13 protein-coding genes are annotated in these 20,677 nt (G+C 59.2%); 4 read left to right on the forward strand and 9 right to left on the reverse strand.

Going from position 1 to position 20,677, the window contains the following annotated elements:
• Window positions 1-134: 134 nt before the first annotated feature.
• The gene (locus tag J1G18_RS16435; RefSeq protein WP_223008076.1) at window positions 135-1,976 is read left to right on the forward strand and encodes a sigma-54-dependent Fis family transcriptional regulator; all 1,842 of its coding nucleotides are present in this window, start codon (window positions 135-137) and stop codon (window positions 1,974-1,976) included.
• A gap of 296 nt (window positions 1,977-2,272) precedes the next feature.
• Window positions 2,273-3,751: a hypothetical protein gene (locus J1G18_RS16440; RefSeq protein ID WP_223008077.1), complete on the forward strand. Its 1,479-nt coding sequence runs from the start codon at window positions 2,273-2,275 to the stop codon at window positions 3,749-3,751.
• Window positions 3,752-3,885: 134 nt separating this feature from the next.
• On the opposite strand, the gene cysS is transcribed toward J1G18_RS16440, so the two are convergent.
• Window positions 3,886-5,268 carry a cysteine--tRNA ligase gene (gene cysS / locus J1G18_RS16445; protein WP_047291685.1) on the reverse strand — a complete coding sequence of 461 codons (1,383 nt, stop codon included), beginning with the start codon at window positions 5,266-5,268 and terminating at the stop codon, window positions 3,886-3,888.
• A 22-nt stretch (window positions 5,269-5,290) separates the two neighbouring features.
• Window positions 5,291-6,991 (reverse strand): glutamine--tRNA ligase/YqeY domain fusion protein, encoded by a 1,701-nt coding sequence (locus J1G18_RS16450; RefSeq protein ID WP_223008078.1) that lies wholly within the window; start codon window positions 6,989-6,991, stop codon window positions 5,291-5,293.
• A gap of 266 nt (window positions 6,992-7,257) precedes the next feature.
• Here J1G18_RS16450 and J1G18_RS16455 point away from each other — a divergent pair, with 266 nt between their 5' ends.
• A complete protein-coding gene (locus J1G18_RS16455; RefSeq protein ID WP_223008079.1) occupies window positions 7,258-7,764 on the forward strand; it encodes a peptidylprolyl isomerase in 507 nt (168 codons plus the stop codon).
• Window positions 7,761-8,507, forward strand: coding sequence for a UDP-2,3-diacylglucosamine diphosphatase (gene lpxH / locus J1G18_RS16460; protein ID WP_134785990.1), 747 nt, complete (start codon window positions 7,761-7,763; stop codon window positions 8,505-8,507). Before J1G18_RS16455 ends, lpxH begins: the two co-directional genes overlap by 4 nt.
• A 179-nt stretch (window positions 8,508-8,686) precedes the next feature.
• Here the strand turns inward: lpxH and J1G18_RS16465 are convergent, their stop codons facing one another.
• The 7 genes from J1G18_RS16465 to J1G18_RS16495 all read right to left on the reverse strand — a co-directional run bounded on the left by J1G18_RS16465 (window position 8,687) and on the right by J1G18_RS16495 (window position 20,664).
• Entirely contained in the window at window positions 8,687-10,216 is a 1,530-nt protein-coding gene (locus J1G18_RS16465) for a DHA2 family efflux MFS transporter permease subunit (RefSeq protein WP_047597558.1), read from the reverse strand.
• Window positions 10,217-10,455: 239 nt separating this feature from the next.
• Window positions 10,456-11,658, reverse strand: a complete 1,203-nt coding sequence (locus J1G18_RS16470; protein ID WP_096795658.1) for an efflux RND transporter periplasmic adaptor subunit — start codon at window positions 11,656-11,658, stop codon at window positions 10,456-10,458.
• Between the two features lie 14 nt (window positions 11,659-11,672).
• A complete protein-coding gene (locus J1G18_RS16475) occupies window positions 11,673-13,142 on the reverse strand; it encodes an efflux transporter outer membrane subunit (protein ID WP_098968130.1) in 1,470 nt (489 codons plus the stop codon).
• Window positions 13,132-13,614, reverse strand: coding sequence for a MarR family winged helix-turn-helix transcriptional regulator (locus J1G18_RS16480; protein ID WP_134785987.1), 483 nt, complete (start codon window positions 13,612-13,614; stop codon window positions 13,132-13,134). Before J1G18_RS16480 ends, J1G18_RS16475 begins: the two co-directional genes overlap by 11 nt.
• 237 nt (window positions 13,615-13,851) lie before the next feature.
• A complete protein-coding gene (locus J1G18_RS16485) occupies window positions 13,852-15,171 on the reverse strand; it encodes a DUF308 domain-containing protein (protein WP_135295425.1) in 1,320 nt (439 codons plus the stop codon).
• A 94-nt stretch (window positions 15,172-15,265) separates the two neighbouring features.
• Complete coding sequence (locus tag J1G18_RS16490) at window positions 15,266-18,940, reverse strand: translocation/assembly module TamB domain-containing protein (RefSeq protein WP_223008080.1); 3,675 nt, start codon at window positions 18,938-18,940, stop codon at window positions 15,266-15,268.
• On the reverse strand, window positions 18,937-20,664 hold the full coding sequence (locus J1G18_RS16495) for an autotransporter assembly complex protein TamA (RefSeq protein WP_134785984.1): 1,728 nt from the start codon (window positions 20,662-20,664) through the stop codon (window positions 18,937-18,939). Before J1G18_RS16495 ends, J1G18_RS16490 begins: the two co-directional genes overlap by 4 nt.
• Window positions 20,665-20,677 lie beyond the last annotated feature (13 nt).

The raw sequence follows: 20,677 nt of genomic DNA on the forward strand, positions 1-20,677 counted from the left end.
GTGTGTCATTCAACCGATTCGGTGACTGATACGACGCTTTCGCGAGCAAGCTCGCTCCCACAGTTGATCTGTGTTTTGCTCACGATTTGGGTTCATAACAACAATAAAAAACGCTGCTTCAGAGGCCCACCACCATGGCCGCACCTGCCCCGCCGCTGTCCCACGACGCGATTGTCCAGACCTCCTGGCAACGTTGCCGCGCCTTCGGCCTTGACCACCAGAGCGCCCCGGCCTTCGATCAATTGCCCGCCGCCGGCATCGCCCAGCTGCTCGACCGTCACCACGCGCTGGTGCAAACCACCCATCAGGAAGTGCTGCCGTATTACGAGAACATCCTCAGCAACTCCAATTGCCTGATCATGCTCGCCGACCATCAGGGTCAGGTGCTGACCTCGTGGGGCACTCAGCGCTTTATCGAGCCGAACCTGGCCCGAGGGTTTAGCGCCGGGGCGAGCTGGATGGAACGCTGCAGCGGCACCAATGCGATCGGCACCGCGCTGGCCTGCGAGCAAGCGGTGCACATCGAGCACGATGAACACTTTCTAAAAGCCAACCGTTTCATGACCGGTTCCGCCGCGCCGATTTTCGATGCCGAGCGCAAGGTTATCGCCGTGCTCGACGTGTCCAGCGACAGCTACCTGCCGCCCTCGCACACGCTGGGCATGGTCAAGATGATGAGCCAGACCGTGGAGAACCGGCTGATCCTCAACCTGTTCCATGGCCAGCACTTTCAACTGACCTTCAACACCGGGTTGAACAACCTCGACAGTCAGTGGGCCGGTTTGCTGATTTTTGATGAGAGCGGTCAAGTGCTGTCGGCCAATCGCCGCGCGGACAATCTGCTTGGCGTGCGCCTGTCGCGGGTCAGCGTCGAAAGCCTGTTCAACGTGTCGCTGCTGGAGCTGCTGAATCAGCCGGACGGCTTGCCGTTTGCCTTGCAGACCTCGGGGCGCAACCGTTTCCAGTGCCTGTTGAAGCGACCGCAACAGGCGCCTGTTCAGCCTCGGGTATTTGCCGAACCGAAAACGGCGCCGATCAAAGCGCCGGGCGTGATCAGCCTCAACTCTCTGCATTTTGGCGACAGCCGCGTGGAAAAAGCCGTGCGTCAGGCCGAACGCCTGCTGGAAAAAGACATTCCGCTGCTGATCCACGGCGAAACCGGAGTCGGCAAGGAAGTCTTCGTCAAAGCCCTGCATCAGGCCAGCTCGCGCAGCAAACAGGCATTTATCGCCGTCAACTGCGCGGCGATCCCCGCCGAACTGGTGGAATCAGAACTGTTCGGCTATGAAAAAGGCGCGTTCACCGGCGCCAACCAGAAAGGCAGCATCGGCCTGATCCGCAAAGCCGACAAAGGCACCCTGTTCCTCGACGAAATCGGCGACATGCCGTTGCCGACTCAGGCGCGGTTGTTGCGGGTGTTGCAGGAGCGCTGCGTGCAACCGGTGGGCAGCAGCGAGTTGTTCGCGGTGGACTTGCGGATCATCTCGGCGACCAACCGCTCTTTACGCGAGCAAGTGCAATTGGGCCGATTTCGTGAGGACTTGTACTACCGAATTGGCGGTTTGACACTGGAACTGCCGCCGCTCAGAGAGCGCAGTGATAAAGAGGCGCTGTTCAGACGCCTGTGGGAACAACATCGCGAACCGACACAATGGGCCGGGCTCAGCCGCGAAGTGCTGGAGTTGTTCGAGCGGCACCCGTGGCCGGGTAATCTGCGTCAGGTCAGCAGTGTGATGCAGGTAGCGCTGGCGATGGCCGAGGAACAGCCGGTGCGGCCAGAGCATTTGCCGGATGACTTTTTTGTCGATCTGGAGATGGAGCCGGTGGAGAGCGTGCAGCCGCTGGGGCTGGATCTGAATGATGTGGAGGCGTTGAACCGCGAGTTGAAAGCAGCCGGGGGGAATATTTCGCATCTGGCGCGGCGGTTGGGTATAAGCCGCAACACGCTCTATAAAAGGCTGCGGCAGATCAATTGACTCATTTGTCACGCTCCTCGCCTCATCAAAAATCTAACCTATTGAATTTAAATAAAAATCTCTTATATAGCTGAAGAAAGGCAGTTACAAACGGGAATCTGAGCAAACTTTTTTCATTAACACTTCTTCAACAAATTTCAGCACAAAGACGTCCTCCATCTATCTAGAGATTGCAGGCGATGCGCCCCTATTGGCTTTTCGAAGAGACAACCCTATAGTGGCACTATGTCACCCAAACTATAAAACAATATAAGAATCGGGATTCAACTTACAGATCAACCAGGAATGACAAGCACATGGAACTTACCAAGCGCAAACTCAAGATTTATTTCTCTGATTTTTTTGACGTACCCCGTGAACTTATTGAGTCCCACGGGGCTTTCAACATCTCTCTAATAAACGACCTTCCGTTATTTGTAGACCCATTCCTTCTATTCAATAGTGATGACGAGACATTTCAGAAGCTACACAACGATATAATAAAGTACATGCTATTTCTTAAGCAAAAATCAGCACTAGACCTCCCATCAGGCTTAATCAAATCCTGGTACATGTTTCCCGAAGTCAAAGAAAACTGGTTCGGCTTTAGCAAGGCAGGCAATAGTGGTCGAGGACTCGGCCCTTCGTTTGCAAAATCATTGCAAATTAACTTTAAAGGCGTATTTTCTGATTTCGGTAACGAAACTGGTGGAGCAACACACCTAGGCAAACTCACACTTGTTAAACACGGCGTAGGAAAAGACCAGATCAGTGATTTCACATGCAACTTAATACATGGATTCCTTGCATATTATACGGAACAATTTTCACTAAGACACATTGCAACCAGCAAACTACAGAAGTTCACAATACAAAAGGCCGAGTTTAACTACACGACAGAAACATGGAAATCAAAACAGTACACCCTACCAAAATACGGCTCTGAATACGTTTTACTCACACCAATTGAAATACTTACCAAAGATGAAGCCTGGATATCCCACAAAGGTTTTATTGAAGATTTCAGCCAAGTAGTAAGTTCCGTCCCGAACGACCAATTACGTGATCAAATAAACCTTTATATTACTAAGGTAATGCCTTCAGATCCAACCAAAGATGAAAAAGCCCTTGCCTTTGAAAAAACAATATTGAAATACCCAAACCTAATGGATATATATGTCAATATTCGAGAGACTAGTAAAGAGGAGGCTACATCCGAGAGTTTGGAAAAGGTTTCTATTGCGCAAAAACTGTTCGAAGACCATCTTCGCAAGCTAGTTGACTTGCTAGATAAAAATCAATTCTACGAAACCGAACCGGACAGCTACGAAGCCGGAATGCAACGGGTAATGCATCTCAAGCATGTAATCGAAAAGCAAGATGGGTATCGCCTTTTCTATGTAAATAAAAAACCAATATCGAGAGAAAGTGATCTACAAATCATGTTCAAACTAACATGGTTTGCTTCAAAATACAGTTCAGACGCAGAAGTCAACAACGGAAGAGGCCCTGCAGACTTTCTCGTATCTTATGGAAGCGACGACAAAACCATAATTGAGTTTAAGCTTGCAAAAAACTCGCATATGGAGAAAAACATAAAACATCAAGCAAAAATCTATAGCGATGCTTCCAGAGCCACGAACCCACCTATAATGGTCATACTATACTTCAACTTTTCTGAAAGAGACAAAGTTCAGAGAATACTCACAAAAAACGGACTGAGTGAATCCAAGCATATTGTCTTGATTAATGCGATGTATAAAGATTCCGCTTCGAAAAGCGATGAGAGTGATTAACCGCTTTGGCAGGCCCGGAAATCACATATCAGAATTTCAAAAACCACACCAACTAAATACCTAGCTCTAACTTATGCCCCCGGAAAAACAAAAACCCGCACAAGGCGGGTTTTGTTTTAAAGCGGATCAGGCAATCAGTCAGCCAGACGCCAGGTCGTGCCGCCCTTGCCGTCTTCCAGCACCACGCCCATGGCGGTGAGCTGGTCGCGGATGCGGTCGGATTCGGCCCAGTCCTTGCCGGCGCGTGCCGCCAGACGTGCAGCAATCAGCGCGTCGACTTCAGCGGCATCGACACGCCCTTCGGCGCCCGCTTGCAGGAAGTCATCGGCTTCCAGCTGCAACACGCCCAGCACGCTCGCCAGTTCTTTCAGACGTGCCGCCAGACCGGCCGCCGCGTCGAGATCGCTCTCGCGCAGACGGTTGATCTCACGCACCATCTCGAACAGCACCGCGCAGGCTTCCGGCGTGCCGAAGTCGTCGTTCATCACCGTGGTGAAACGCTCGACGAAGGCTTCGCCGCCGGCCGGGGCCACGCTCGGCAGGCCTTTCAACGCGTGGTAGAAACGCTCGAGTGCGCCCTTGGCGTCCTTGAGGTTGTCTTCCGAGTAGTTGATCGCGCTGCGGTAGTGGCTCGACACCAGCAGGTAACGCACGACTTCCGGGTGGTACTTGTCGAGCACGTCGCGAATGGTGAAGAAGTTGTTCAAGGACTTGGACATCTTCTCGCCATTGATACGGATCATGCCGCAATGCATCCACGCGTTGGCGTAGGTCTTGCCGGTGGCCGCTTCGCTCTGGGCGATTTCGTTTTCATGGTGCGGGAACTCGAGGTCGCTGCCGCCGCCATGGATGTCGAAGGTCTCACCGAGGCAGCAGGTAGACATCACCGAGCACTCGATGTGCCAGCCCGGACGCCCGGCGCCCCACGGCGATTCCCAGCTCGGCTCGCCCGGCTTGGCGGCTTTCCACAGGACGAAGTCCAGCGGATCTTCTTTCGATTCGTCGACTTCGATGCGCGCACCGATGCGCAGGTCTTCGATCTTCTTGCGCGACAGCTTGCCGTAGCCCATGAACTTGGCGACGCGGTAGTACACGTCGCCATTGCCCGGGGCGTAAGCGAAGCCCTTGTCGATCAGGGTCTGGATCATCGCGTGCATGCCCGGAATGTGATCCGTGGCGCGCGGTTCCATGTCCGGCTTCTTGATGTTCAGGCGCGCTTCGTCTTCGTGCATCGCCGCGATCATGCGCTCGGTCAGCGCTTCGAACGACTCACCGTTCTCGCGGGCACGATTGATGATCTTGTCGTCGATGTCGGTGATGTTGCGCACGTAGGTCAGGTCGTAACCGCTGAAGCGCAACCAGCGGGTCACCAGGTCGAACGCGACCATGCTGCGGCCGTGGCCGAGGTGGCAGTAGTCGTACACGGTCATGCCGCACACGTACATGCGCACCTTGTTGCCATCCAGCGGCTTGAAGACTTCTTTGCTCTTGGTGAGCGTGTTGTAGATCGTCAGCACTTTATATTTCCTTGACGCTAAATCACTGGCCCCACGAATCACGCAGGGTCACGGTACGGTTGAATACCGGCTGACCTGGTTTCGAGTCCTTGATGTCGGCGACGAAGTAGCCTTCGCGCTCGAACTGGAAACGGTCTTCCGGCTGTGCGTTGCCAAGCGATGGCTCAGCACGACAACCGGTCAGCACTTGCAGTGAGTCAGGGTTGATGTTGTCGAGGAAACTCGCGCTGTCTTCGGCCTTCTCCGGGTTCGGAGAACGGAACAGGCGATCGTACAGACGCACTTCGCACTCGATGCTGGCAGCGGCCGGCACCCAGTGGATCACGCCTTTGACCTTGCGGCCTTCAGGGTTCTTGCCGAGGGTGTCCGGGTCGTACGAGCAACGCAGCTCGACGATGTTGCCGTCGGCGTCCTTGATCGCTTCGTCGGCACGGATCACGTAGCTGCCACGCAGACGCACTTCGCCGTTCGGCTCCAGGCGCTTGTAGCCCTTTGGCGGTTCTTCCATGAAGTCATCGCGGTCGATGTAGATTTCACGGGCGAACGGCAGCTGGCGCACGCCGAGTTCTTCTTTCTGCGGATGACGCGGCAGTTCGAGGTTTTCGACCTGACCTTCCGGGTAATTGGTGATCACCACTTTCAACGGACGCAGCACGCACATGGCGCGCGGCGCGTTGGCGTCCAGGTCCTGACGGATGCTGAACTCGAGCATGCCGAAGTCGACCACGCCATCGGAACGGTTGGTGCCGACCATGTCGCAGAAGTTACGGATCGATGCCGGGGTGTAGCCGCGACGGCGGAAACCCGACAGCGTCGACATGCGTGGGTCGTCCCAGCCGTGCACGTGCTTTTCATCGACCAGTTGCTTGAGCTTGCGCTTGCTGGTGATGGTGTAGTTCAGGTTCAGACGGCTGAATTCGTACTGGCGCGGGTTGGCCGGCACCGGCAGGTTTTCCAGGAACCACTCGTACAGCGGACGATGGCTTTCGAATTCCAGGGTGCAGATCGAGTGGGTGATGCCTTCGATGGCGTCGGACTGACCGTGGGTGAAGTCATAGTTCGGGTAGATGCACCACTTGTCACCGGTCTGATGGTGATGAGCGTGGCGGATGCGGTACATGATCGGGTCACGCAGGTTCATGTTCGGCGAGGCCATGTCGATCTTCGCGCGCAGCACGCGGGCACCGTCCGGGAACTCACCGGCGCGCATGCGCGCAAACCAGTCGAGATTCTCTTCTACCGAACGGTCGCGGAACGGGCTGTTCTTGCCCGGCTCGGTCAGGCTGCCACGGTATTCCTTGGCCTGCTCAGGGGTCAGGTCGTCGACGTAGGCCTTGCCGGCCTTGATCAGCTCGACCGCCCAGTCGTGTAACTGGTCGAAATACTGCGAGGCGTAGCGCACTTCGCCGGACCACTCGAAGCCCAGCCATTTGACGTCGGATTCGATCGCGTCAATGTATTCCTGGTCTTCCTTGGCCGGGTTGGTGTCGTCGAAACGCAGGTGCGTGACGCCGCCGAACTCCTGGGCCAGGCCGAAGTTCACGCAGATCGACTTGGCGTGGCCGATGTGCAGGTAGCCGTTGGGCTCAGGCGGAAAACGGGTGACGATCTGGGTGTGCTTGCCCGAGTCCAGGTCTGCCTGGATGATCGGCCGCAGGAAATTGACCGGCACGGCAGGGCCGGACTTGGCATTCGAGGTAGGGTCGACAGTGGGCTTGCTCATAGGATCCTTGACTTACATGTGCGCGGCCGCAAAGGGGGCCAGACAAAACAAAGCCGCTATCATAGCCGATGCTGTCAAGGGCCTGACAGAGCGCGGCCTATAAAGGAGCGCATTTAATCGCCGGGATATGAAAAACAGCCTCGAAATTCGCGCCTGTCACGCTAAACTGCGCACCTTGGCCGAAGCAGGCTGAACCGGTTTCGGGACGCAGTGTCCGAAAACCACGAATTCCTTATAAAACGCTTCATTGAAAAAGAGCACCGATCATGACTCAAGTCAAACTGACCACCAACTACGGCGACATCGTCATCGAACTGGACGCGGAAAAAGCGCCGATCACCGCTGCCAACTTCCTCGAATACGTTAAAAACGGTCACTACGAGAACGTGATTTTCCACCGCGTCATCAAGGGTTTCATGATCCAGGGCGGCGGTTTCGAGCCTGGCATGCAGGAAAAGAAAGACAAGCGCCCGAGCATCCAGAACGAAGCCGACAACGGCCTGAAGAACGAGAAGTACACCCTGGCCATGGCCCGCACCATGGACCCGCACTCGGCCTCGGCGCAGTTCTTCATCAACGCCACCAACAACAGCTTCCTCAACCACACCGCCAAGACCGCTCAGGGCTGGGGTTACGCCGTGTTCGGTAAAGTCGTTGCCGGTACCGACGTGGTCGACAAGATCGAAGGCGTGGCCACCACTTCCAAGGCCGGTCACCAGGACGTGCCGAAAGACGACGTGATCATCGAGAAAGCCGAGATCATCGAAGCGTGATATTGCTGATTTCAGACTTGCATCTGGAAGAGGAGCGCCCGGACATTACCCGGGCGTTTCTGGATTTGCTCGCCGGACGCGCCCGCTCGGCGAGTGCGTTGTACATCCTCGGCGACTTTTTCGAGGCGTGGATTGGCGACGATGCCATGACGCCCTTCCAGCGTTCCATCTGCCTGGCCCTGCGCGAACTGAGCGACAGCGGCACGGCGATCTTTCTCATGCACGGCAATCGCGACTTCCTGCTCGGCAAGGCCTTCTGCAAAGCAGCCGGCTGCACCCTGTTGAAGGACCCGAGTGTCGTGCAGTTTTACGGCGAGCCGGTGCTGCTGATGCACGGCGACAGCCTGTGCACCCGCGACGAAGCCTACATGAAGCTGCGCCGCTACCTGCGTAACCCGATCACCCTGTTCATCCTGCGCCACCTGCCGCTGAGCACCCGCCACAAACTGGCGCGCAAGCTGCGCAGCGAAAGCCGCGCGCAGACGCGGATGAAGGCCAATGACATTGTTGATGTCACACCTGAGGAAATTCCGCGGATCATGCAGCAATACGCGGTGAAAACCCTGATTCACGGGCATACCCATCGTCCGGCGATCCACAAGCTGCAACTCGGCGAGCAGGCGGCGAAGCGGATTGTGCTGGGGGACTGGGATCGTCAGGGTTGGGCGTTGCAGGTGGATGAGAACGGGTATGCCCTGGCACCGTTCGATTTTGCTCCGCCGCCGGCCCTGCCGCACGGCTGAAGATCGCCCCCCCTCACCCCAGCCCTCTCCCCCAGGGGGGCGAGGGGGAAAGGGAGCCGATCTTCATGCTATTCAAAACCTGAGTTCAACTCGGTGGCTCAGGTCGGCGGACCTCGAAAGAAACCCTCAGTCAGTCCCCTCTCCCTCCGGGAGAGGGTTAGGGTGAGGGGCTTTTGACCTTAGTGTCCTGAAGCAGCAGGCCCGGCCTTCGCCGCAAACGGCGGCTTCGCCAGCCACACAATCAGAATCAGCCCCATGAAGCCCCAGCCCAGCAGCGTGAAGTAATCCACGGTGGAGAGCATGTACGCCTGACTGGTGAGGATCTGATCCATCTGCGCGTACGCCGATTGGCTCGCGCCGCCTAAATGGTTCAAGGTCTCGCGGGTCGCCGGTTCGAAGGTACTGATGCTTTCGCTCATGTACGCATGATGCTGATCGGCGCGGCGGATCCAGATCCACGTGGTCAACGATGCCGCAAAGCTGCCGCCCAAGGTGCGCAGGAAGGTTGCCAGGCCTGCGCCGTCGGCGATCTGGCTTGGCGGCAGGTCGGACATCAGGATGCTCAGGGTCGGCATGAAGAACAGCGCCACGCCGATACCCATGAACAGCTGCACCAGAGCGATGTGCTGGAAGTCCACCTCGTTGGTGAACTCGGCGCGCATGAAGCAGCTCAGGCCAATCGCCAGGAACGCCAGACCAGCCAGCAGGCGCAGGTCGAACTTGTTCGCGTACTTGCCGACAAACGGCGACAGCAACACCGGCAGAATCCCGATCGGCGCCACCGCCAGACCGGCCCAGGTCGCGGTGTAACCCATCTGGGTTTGCAGCCACTGCGGCAGGATCAGGTTGATGCCGAAGAAACCGGCGTATCCAAGGACCAGCACCAGCGTGCCGATGCGGAAGTTGCGGTAGGCGAACAGGCGCAGATTCACCACCGGATGCTGGTCGGTCATTTCCCAGATCACAAACACTGCCAAGGCGATCACCGAAATCGCCGCGCCGATGATGATGAAGTTCGACTCGAACCAGTCCAGGTCATTGCCCTTGTCGAGGATCACCTGCAACGCGCCGACGCCGATGATCAACGTGATCAGGCCGACGTAGTCCATCGGTTGGCGACTGGTCTCCACCGGGCGCTTGGCCAGTTGCGAGCGCACCACCATCACCGCAAAGATGCCGATCGGTACGTTGATGAAGAAGATCCACGGCCAGCTGTAGCTGTCAGTGATCCAGCCACCAAGGATGGGCCCGGCAATCGGCGCGACCACCGTGACCATCGCCAGCAACGCCAGGGCCATGCCGCGCCTCGCGGGGGGATAGACCGCAATCAACAGGGTTTGCGTCATCGGGTACAGCGGCCCGGCCACCAGGCCTTGCAGCACGCGGAAACCGATCAGTTCCGGCATCGAGGTGGAGATGCCGCAGAGAAACGAGGCCAGCACGAACAGAATGGTGGCCCAGAGAAACAGCTTCACCTCGCCGAAACGGCGGCTGAGCCAACCGGTCAGCGGCAGCGCGATGGCGTTGCTCACGGCAAACGAGGTGATCACCCAGGTGCCCTGCTCCGAACTCACCCCGAGGTTGCCGGAAATCGTCGGCAGCGCCACGTTGGCGATGGTGGTGTCGAGCACTTGCATGAACGTCGCCAGCGACAGGCCGATGGTGCTGAGCAACAGGCTGGGCGGCGTGAAAGAGGCGTTATTGCTCATTGTGAATCCTATGAAACCGGGTTGACGCTGCGTCTGTTAAAGAAGCAGTTGCCCATAAGGAACAGGCCCTTGTGATGAGGAAGTTCATCTGTGGTGAGGGGATTTATCCCCGATGGGTCGCGAAGCGGCCCCTCCTTTGATTCAGAAAAGCTGGGTCTGCTGCGCAGTCCATCGGAGATAAATCCCCTCACCACAGTAAATCTCATCACCTTGAGAACCTGTTCCCACAGGGGGAAGATTCAGCGTTGCGCGGTCTTGCTCACCGCAGCGCTGTTGTCGTGGATCAGTTGCGCAATCATCGCGTCGGCTTCGGCCAGTTGGCGGTCGTAAACGTTGGTGCTGAACGAGGCCTTTTGCGGCGGTTGCTGGGCCAGCACCGGGCCGCTCTGGTCGTGCAGGTTCACTTCAACGTTGGTCGACAGCCCGACCCGCAGCGGGTGCTTGGCCAGTTCTTCGGCGTTGATGTGAATCCGCACCGGCACACGCTGCACGATTTTGATCCAGTTACCGGTGGCGTTCTGCGCCGGCAACAGGGCGAACGCGCTGCCGGTACCGGCGCCGAGGCTGTCGACGGTGCCGCTGTACTTCACGCTGCTGCCGTAGATGTCGGACTCGATGTCCACCGGTTGACCGATGCGCATGTCACGCAATTGGGTTTCCTTGAAGTTGGCATCGATCCACAGTTGATCCAGCGGAATCACCGCCATCAGCGCGGTGCCCGGCTGTACGCGCTGACCGAGTTGCACGGTGCGCTTGGCGACGTAACCGGTGACTGGCGCGATCAGGGTGCTACGGGCGTTGGTCAGGTACGCCTGACGCAGATCGGCAGCGGCGGACATCACGTCCGGGTGCGACGAAACCACGGTGTCATCGACCAGCGCGCTGGTGGTTTTCAGTTGCTGCTTGGCGTTGGCCAGGGCGTTTTGCGCCGAGGTCAGGTCGTCGCGGGCGTGGGACAGTTCTTCCTGGGAAATCGCCCCGCCAGCAGCGAGGTTTTTCCGGCGGTTGTAATTGTCCTGAGCCTTCTGCACCTCAGCCTGTTGCGCGTTGACCTGGGCTTTCATGCCATCGACGTTGCTGTACAGGCCGCGCACCTGACGTACAGTGCGCGCCAGTTTCGCCTGGGCACTTTGCAGGCCGACTTCGGCGTCGTTCGGGTCAAAGTTGATCAGCACCTGACCTTCGTGAACCAGATCACCATCGTCAGCGCCAATGCTGACCACGGTGCCGGTCACCAGCGGGGTGATCTCCACGACGTTGCCGTTGACGTAGGCGTCGTCGGTGCTCTCGTTGAAGCGCCCGATGAATTCGTGATACGCCCACACGCCAGCACCGGCGAGCAGGACCACGACGGCCAGCACCAGCAGCATGAATTTGCGCTTGCGCGGATTGCCGGTGTCGGGGGTGTTGGTTTGAGTTTGGGTGTTTTCGGCAGTGGCCATGACAAATACCTGAATTAGTTGTGCGACGTGGCTGGGGTGGCGTTGGCTGCGGTCAGGGTTTCACCCTGAAAGCCGCCGCCCAGCGCTTGCATCAGTTGAATCGACAGGTCGATCTGCTCGGCATTGAGGTTGGCCAGCTGACGCTGGGCTTGCAGCAATTGCTGCTCGATGCTGAGCACGTCCAGGTAGTTGCCGATGCCGGAACCGTAACGCTGGACGACGGTGTTGTAAGAATCCTGAGCAATCTCGGTGGCGTGCTGCTGCGCGCCGATCTGCCGGCCGATGTCACGCAACTGGTTGATCGTGTCGCTGACATCGCCCAGTGCTTTCACCAGACTTTTGTTGTACTGCGCCACCGCCAGATCGTAATCGGCGTCGCGCGCATCGAGGTTGGCGCGCAGGCGCCCGCCGTCGAAGATCGGCACCGAAATGGTCGGGGCGATGCTGAAGAAGCGACTGGCCGACCCGAACATCGCGTCACCCAACAAGGATTCGGCACCGGCCGAAGCCGTGAGGTTCAAGTTGGGATAGAAGCGGGTTTTCGCCGAGTCGATGTCCTTGCTCGCGGCCTCAACGCGCCAGCGCGCAGCGACCAGATCCGGACGCCGACCAAGCAGTTCCGCCGGCAACACCGACGGCACCGCCACGGCGCTGGCTTGCAGAACTTTCGGTCGAGCAATTTCGTTGCCGCGATCCGGGCCTTTGCCGAGCAGTACGGCCAGGGCGATTTTCGCGCTGTTCAGACGTTTTTCAGCGTCGATCAGGCTGGCTTCGGAACTGGCCTCAAGGCTTTGGGTTTGCTGGAACTGGTACTGGCTGTCGATCCCGGCACTCAAGCGGCGCTGGCTCAGATCGAGCATCTGTTTGGTGCGTTTCAGATCGTCGTTGGCCAGGTCGTAAACGATATGCGCCTGACCCAGATCGCTGTAGGCCCGGGCCACGTCGGCGGCGAGGGTCAATTGCGCGGCCTGACGGTCGACTTCGGCAGCGCGAGCCTGACCGAGTGCAGCTTCCCAGGCATCACGCTGGCCGCCCCACAGGTCGAAGTTGTAATTGAAACCGGCGCTGACGTTACGCACGGTGGCGTAGGCATCGCCCTGCCCTCGCGGGTCCTGATCCTTGGCCAGGCGCGAACGGCTGATGCCGGCGCTGGCGTCGAGGGTCGGATAGCGTTCGGCATCGGCGGCATACGCGGCGGCGCTGGCCTGATGCGCGCGGGCTTCGGCGATCTGCATGTCCGGGCTGTCGTGCAGCGCTTCGCGGATCAGCCCGTCGAGTTGCGGGTCGCCGAGGCTGGTCCACCAGTCGCTTTTTGGCCACGCGGCCGGCGACAGGGTCACGCCGTTGAGGGACTGGCTGGCGTTGAGGCTTTTCGCATCCAGGCTTTTGCCTTGAGTGTCGAGGCCGCTGTAATTGGCGCAGCCGGCGAGGATCATCGCCGACAGCACCAGGGTCAGGCTGGTGCGCAAGGTTTTACCGCTCATTGTGTTCACCTAACCGCTGGATAGTGATCGGGTCACCGGCTGCCAGCAGGATTTTCTTGAGGATGTATTCCAGGGTCTTCAACTCGTCCGTAGTGACGGCACCGGCCAGTTCATTCATCGCATCGGCGCCGATGTGCGGCAGGCGATCGGCCAGTTGCTGGCCCTGCTCGGTGAGCTTGAGCTGCACCTGACGGCGATCGCCTTCGCTGCGTTGGCGAACCAGGAAGCCTTTCTGCTCCAGACGATCGAGCATGCGTGTCATCGAACCGCTGTCCAGCGACAAATGCCGGCACAGCTCGGCCGGGGTGTCGACGCCGAACTGGGCCATGATGATCAACACCTTGAATTGCGCGGCTGTGATGCCGTGGGGTTCCATGTGGGTGTCGATGATCCGGTCCTTGAGCAGCGCGGCACGGCCGAGCAACAGGCCGAGATGGCAATGTTTGAATTCGTCCGGGGTGAAATGCTTCATGTGCTCACCTAATAACTGCCTAGGCAGTGAATGTATGTCGAGATGTTACTGCCTAGGCAGCGAATGTCAACGTAATAGTTAGGTTGCTTTGTAATTAGTTGACCAGTGGACTGGGTTTTTGTGTTGCCCGCACTGACGCTTTCGCGAGCAAGCTCGCTCCCACAGGGATCTCATGCATACATGGATCAATGTGGGAGCGAGCTTGCTCGCGAAGGCAGCGACTCGGTGTAACGTCGGTCAGGATTTGTCGGAAGGATGCACAGCCGGCGGCTGGAGGGGATGCACTTCGCGCCCGCGCAAGGCCGTCAGCGCATAACCGCAAGCGCGTTTGATCACCGCATACATGCTGTGCCAGCCCGGCGGTGCCGGCTCGATGGCGGCATGCAACGCCCGTGCATAATCGAGCACCAGACCGGGCGTCCAGGCCATCACTTCGGCGCGTTTACGCACCTGCGCCGCCACCCAGAACTCGGGGCTGAGGATCACTCTGGCGAAATCGAGCATGCTCGAATGCCCGCGATTCATCGCCCCTTCAAGGGCTGCTTCGAGGCTGTGGGCGACGGCACTCGAGCAGTTGCGGCTGGTGAGGTTGTATGTGCTGTTCTGTCGATACTCAGCCCAGAACGCCTGCAACCGCCGGGCGTCATAGTGAGCAAAACTGACCTGAACCGAAGACGGGCACCAGTCGGCCACCTCCCCCGCATAGTCCGGCAGAAACCGCCCGGCGACATCGTTGTTCGGCGTCGCCCGCAGCAAGCGCACGAAATCCCCCGCCGAACGATCGATGTCGTCCAGCGGGTAATGGCTGATGTAAATGTCCGGGCCACATTCCAGCGCCGCGTGGCCGGCGGAGATCACGCCGTTGATGTCGACCGCGGCGATATAGCGGTTGAGCAGGCGATTGCGCACCAGAGTGTCATCGACGGTGCCGCTGGGGGTCCAGACATGGATCACCAGCGCTGTGCTGGGGGCCGGCCCACCGACCGAGGCCGGACTCGCCAACGGTGGCTGGTGTTTGAAGCGCAGTGATTGGCGCAACAACGCGCAGCCCGAAAGAAAGATGCTCATGCCAATGCAGAAAGGCACCGTGCCCTTATACAACGTCGGATACGGTTCGAGGATGAACAGGCCAAAGGTGATTTCGAACAATCCGGTGAGCAGCGACAATCGCCAACCGACAAAGCGCACCACCACCGCAGCCGCCAGCCGAAAGCCGCCATCGAGCAGAAACGCCACACCGAACAGCACTGCCAGAATCAGGCTGGCGACATGTTGCCGGTCGACGATCAGCAGCCCAAGCAGCAGGAACGCCAGACCGCGCGCCTTGCGCAAAGCGGCGGCGGTGCCGGTCTGCGGTGCTGGCACCAGCAGGATAATCAGGGCCTCGAGTAACAGCAGATAGCCAAAGACATGCAGCGGAAAATACAGCACGCCGTCCAGTGCATCGATGAAGATCGCCACCCCGGCCGCGCCCCAGACAATGCCGGTCAGCGCCAGCGTCGACCAACGGTTACGGACAAAGTCATTACCGAGCAAGACCATACTCAAGCGGACCATAGGCGCAACCGGCAAGGTTTTGAGGGTTCGGTGAGTCTAATACATCCTGGAAAAACCGGATCGCAGCGTCACGACCCGGCTATTGGCCCAGTTCTCAGAAATCGCGCTTGTAGAAGATATCCAGCGAACTGGCCACGCCACTCGCCGCCTCGACATATACCTTCTTGCTCAGCTTGTAGCGCAGCGCGATGGTGTTGGCTGGCTCGAACACGCCGACGCCATAACGCAAGCTGAGCTTCTCGGAAATATTACCGCTGGCGACCACGCTGGTGGTGTTGCCGCTGCCTTGGGTGTCGAGCTGGAAGTCCTGAATCCCAAGGTCTTTGGCCAGGCCGCTGGTGACCCCGGAACTGCCCATCAAGCCCAGACCCAACGCCGCTTGCGCGAGCATGTTGTTGTCTTCGCCGTTGGTGCTCAACGGTCGCCCGAGCACCAGATACGACAACGCCTGCTCCTGACTCATCGCCGGTTCAGAGAAGATTTGCGTGGTCGGTTGCTCGGCGCTGCCGCTCAGGCGGATACCGGCGATCACGTCGTCGGTCTGGCGGATCGCTTCGATGTCCAGATACGGCTGATCGATCGGGCCGGCAAACAACAGACGCGCACGGCGCACGTTCAGGCGCTGGCCGTAGGCGCGGTAACGGCCGTCGTTGAGCCACAGCTCGCCACGGGTGTCCATGTTGTCGCCGATGTGCACGTGACCTTGCAGGTTGGCGGTCAGGCCGAACCCGGCGAAGCTCAGTTTGTCTTCGCCGACCACCACGTCGATGTCCATTTTCATCGCCAGCGGTGGTTTGCCCTCTTCGGTCTGCGCGCCGACGATGATCGTGTCGTCGGAAACCTTTACCGTCGATGGCGGCAGTTCACGCACGGTGATTTCGCCTCGCGGCACCTGTACCTTGCCGGCAATCTTCAGCTCATCGCCGGCCATGGAAATTTTCAGGTCCGGCGCCACTTCAAGCTTGGCGTACGGTTCAACGGTGACCGGCAATTGCGTGCCCTTGAGCGCCAGATCGACCACCAGCGCCTGGCCCCAGGCGACGTTACCGTTCAGGCTGCCCTGCCCGCTCTTGCCACTCTTCCAGCCGCCGTCCAGACGCACCGATTCACCGGCAATCACCGCCTGCAGTTGCAGGTCTTTGAGTTCCATCGGCAGCTCGGCGCCGGAGACTTCGCCGTCACTGAGCTTCACCGTGCCGTTGACCAGCGGCGCCAGCAGTCCGCCGGATATCGTGCCGCTGCCGTTGAGGCGCCCGGTCAGTTTCTCGACCATCGGCACAAACGGCCGCGCCACCGAAAGGTCCAGCCCGCTGAGACGGAAAGAACCACTCAGCGGTTTGTTTTTCGGCAACGGATTGAGCTGTGCCTGCACCATCAATTCGCCGAGCTTGCCGCCGACGAAGTTGAGTTCGGTGTCCACGCGCTTCGGTGTGAGTTTGCTGGTGAGCTTCAGGGTCTGGTACGGGAAGTCCAGCCACTGATCCTTTTCCTTCATGCGCAAGGTGCCGCCGCTGGCGTCGACGCTGACCACGCCGTTGGGGCCGCTGGCTGGCAGGTCCAGTTGCAGGTCGGCGTTGAGCTTGCCCTGCCAGGCGAAGTCTTTCGGTAGCCATTGTGCGAGGCTTTCAATCGGGAACTGCTTGAGGTGGTAACGCAGTTTCGGCTCCGGCAGCAGGCGCTGATCTTCACCGCACAGACTGGCATTGCCGGACATCCAGCAATGCGCGCCGAAGTTGATCTTGCCGTCGGCGAGGCGTTCGAGTTTGGCCGGGCTCTGCAGTTTCCAGTCCTGGCCGCCGGCCTGAATATCGCCGCTGGCCAAACGACCGCGCCAGTTACCCTTGTCCAGATTGCCATCAAGGCCGAGGGCCAGTTTCAACTTCGGCCCGAGCAGGTCGAGGTTGAGTTTCTGGCTCTTGATGTCGCCCTGCGCGCTGGCGGTCAACACGCCAAGATTGGTATCGCCGGCCTGAATGCCGCTGCCCTTGAGGTCGATCTTCACCCGCTGTGCACTGTCTAGCGTGGCGTCGAGGTTGAGGCTTTGCAGGCGATTGTCCTGGAACGCCAGTTGCGAACCTTGCAGGCCGAGTTTGCCTTGCGGTGCTTTCAGCGTACCGGCAACGTTGACCTGACCCGTGACCTGCCCCCGCAGCTGCGGCCAGAGCTGGGCCAGACGCGTCAGTTTGATGTCGATCTGGCCGGTGAGTTTCTGTTGCAGGCTGCCTTTGCCGCTGATGCTGTTATCGCCGAGGCGGATTTGCAGGGCGTTGAGATTCCATTGCTCACCGGCACCGTCAGCCTTGGCCTGGAGGACGGCCGGTTGCCCGCGCAATTTGCCCTTGAGGTCGAGATCGGCGGTGAGGCTCAAGCGCTCGTTCTTCATTTCGCCTTTGCTTTTCAGTGGCCCGGCCAAGGTGCCCGGCAGCTCCGCAACCCAGTACGCCGGGTTGAGTGCCGATAGATCCAGCGCCGTGTCCCAGGCGATGCCGTCGGCGAACTGCACGTTGACATGACCTTCGGCCTTGCCCTGCCCGGCTTCCATTTTCAATTGCGGCAAGGCGATCTGTTTCAGGCTGCCGCTGAACGGACTGCTCAGGCTGAACGCCCCCGCCGGGCCATCGAAGTCGGCGGCGAAGTTACCGAGGTACTGACCGTCGGTGTAGGAGACTTCGCCGGTGAAGGTACGCAAGGCAACTTGCGGCTCGTCGATTTCGTTATACAGCCGATGCCACGGGAAATCCTGCCAGTTGATGTTGGCCTGAGCCGTGAGGCCTTTGCTCCAGTCAACGCTGCCGGTGAGCTTGAGGCTTTGCTTATCGTTGGCCGTCAGGTCGAGGCCGGCGATCTGCGCGCCGCTGGCATCGACCTTGCCTTTGAGCAGCAGCGCCACCGGGCCTTTATCGGCGGGCAGCGTGGCATTGCCGTTTAACTGGTAACCGTTTTTCAAGTCACCTTCGCCGGTCAAAACCAGTTGATTGAGTTGCAGAGTGTCCGGCAGATCGGCGCTCGGTTTGAATGCCTCGGAGGTGATACGCACCTTGGCCGGCAGGTTTTCCGCCAGCGGTTGCAGTTCGCCGCTCAACTGGCCGTCGAGGTAACCGTGGCTGTCGGCGTGCAGGTTGAGGGTTTTCAGCAGATCGCCGTCGACTTTCAACGCCAGCGTCCATGGGCCAGTGCCTGGGGACGGCAGGCTCAGGTCACCGGCGATGTTCAGCGGCCAGTTGCCGGTCGGTTGCAGCAGGCCGGAGAGGTTCAGGCTGAGGTCGTCGCGCTGCAATTTCACGCTGTCGATCTGCATGCCCTGGGCGGTCCAGTGCGCCGCCAGTTGCAGGCCCTTGAGCTGCTCGCTGCCGTTGAACAGCAGGCTGCCGACTTGTACGTCGCCGAGTTCGATGGCCACCGGCAGTTGCAGATCCGGCAGTTTGATCGGGCCGCTTTCAGTGGTTTCTTCACTCGGCGGGAATTGCAGAATTACCTGATCGGCCTTGAGCTGTTCGATGCACAAAGTCATGCGGGTCAGGCACAGCGGTGACCAGGCGAAGATCGCCTGATTCAGCTCGACGCGACTGCTGTCCTGCTGCCACAGCAGATGATCGGCGCTCCATTGGCCACCAAGACGGCCCTGGAAATTCTCCACGCTCAAACCCGGCACCAGGCTCAGCGCCCAACGGCTGCCGGCCTGCGTCCCGAGTACCGCGCTGATGCTCAGTACGATCAATAACACCAGCGCCAACAGCGCCAGAGCGGTAATTTTCAAACCACGCTTCACAGCTCAGGCCCCATGGAAAAGTGCAGCCGGATGCCGCCGTCGTCGTCCAGCGCGTGGGCCAGGTCGAGGCGGATCGGCCCCACCGGCGAGACCCAGCGCACACCGATACCGACCCCGGTCTTGAGGTTCGGCAGTTCGAGTTTGTTGAAGGAGTTGCCCTGGTCGACGAAGGTCGCGACCCGCCACTTCTCGGCAATCGAATACTGGTACTCGACGCTGCCGGCGACCATGTAGCGTCCGCCAATACGGTCGCCCTTGGAGTTCTCCGGGGACAGACTTTGGTAGTCGTAACCGCGCACGCTCTGATCGCCACCGGCGAAGAAACGCAGGGACGGCGGTACCGAGTTGTAACCATTGGTGGCGCTGCCGCCGACCTGCACCCGACCGAGGAAGCGGTGGTTGTCGAACACCGTGGTCAGGCCTTTGATCAACGCCGTGCCATATAAGAGGTTGTTGTCCGAACCGAGGCCCTCCTTCGCCACCTTGCTTTCAAAGGTCAGGCGATAGCCGTTGTGCGGGTCGATGCGGTTGTCGCTTTTCAGGTACGAGTAACTGATGCCGGGCATCAGCAAGGTACTCAGGCCGGAGTCGTCGCCGAGTTCATATTCTTCGCGCTGCCATTTCAGCGAGATCACTCGCTGCCAGCCGCTGGGCAACTTGCTGTGCCATTCCGGGCCAAACGTCAGCAGCTTGCTCAGGGTGTCGGAGCCGTCGATGTCTTCGTATTGATAACCACCGGCCCAGCGCAGTTTGTCGGTCAGCGGCGGGTCAAGCGGGATGTCATAGAACAATCCGACGTTCTGCCGTGGCGCCGACAACTCGGCTTCCCAGCCGTAACTGTCGCCCTGCGGGTTGACCCAGTGGCGCGTCCAGTTGGCCTTGATCCGCGGGCCGACGTCGGTCGAATAACCGAGGCCCAGGCCCATGGTGCGTGGTTTGCGCGTGTCGAGTTTGACGTCGACCGGGATCACGTCGTTTTTCGCCGCCGTCGGCGCCGCATCGACGCGCACGCCTTCGAAATAGCCACTCGATTGCAGGTCGCGGTTGAGTTCGGCGATCAGCTCGGAGTCATACGGATCGCCAGCCTTGAACGGCACCATGCGTTGCAGCAGGTCTTCGTCGAACGGCGTATCGCCCTCGAAACTGACTTTGCCCAGCGCATAACGCGGGCCGCTGTCGTAGATCAATTCAACGTCGGCCACCCCGGCACGCGGGTCGACCAAAAGTTTCTGGCTGGTGAAATGGCCACTGAAAAAGCCGAAGCGCGAGGCCTGGTTCTGGATCAGGCGTTTGGCGTCTTCATAACGCCCATGGTTGAGCACGGCGCCGGACTTGAGCGTGTCACTGCTCGGCACACGAAAGGATTTGAGGGAGGCGGCAGGCCCATCGACGCGGATGGTGACGTTGCGCAGACGAATCGGTTCGCCGGGATCGATGTTCAGCACCAGGCGCGGTTTTTCGCCGCCCTTCACGTCACTGTCGATCTGCGGCTGGTAATAACCCAAGGCCTGCGCGGCTTTGCGCGCCTGCTCCTCGGCCCCGCGACTGAAGCGCAGCAAGGCTTGTTCGTCACGATCGCCGAGGCTGCCGATATAACCTTCTATATTGGCCTTGAGTTCATCGTTGGACGGTTTGATCCGCACGTCCAATTCACTTTGCGCCAGCGCCGCGCAGCTGGTTAACAGCATGAGCACGCCACTGGTAAATCTTCCTGGAAACTTCATAGGCGCGGATGCT

The sequence above is a fragment of the Pseudomonas sp. MIS38 genome, from assembly GCF_019891575.1.
Classification (GTDB): Bacteria; Pseudomonadota; Gammaproteobacteria; order Pseudomonadales; family Pseudomonadaceae; genus Aquipseudomonas; species Aquipseudomonas putida_A.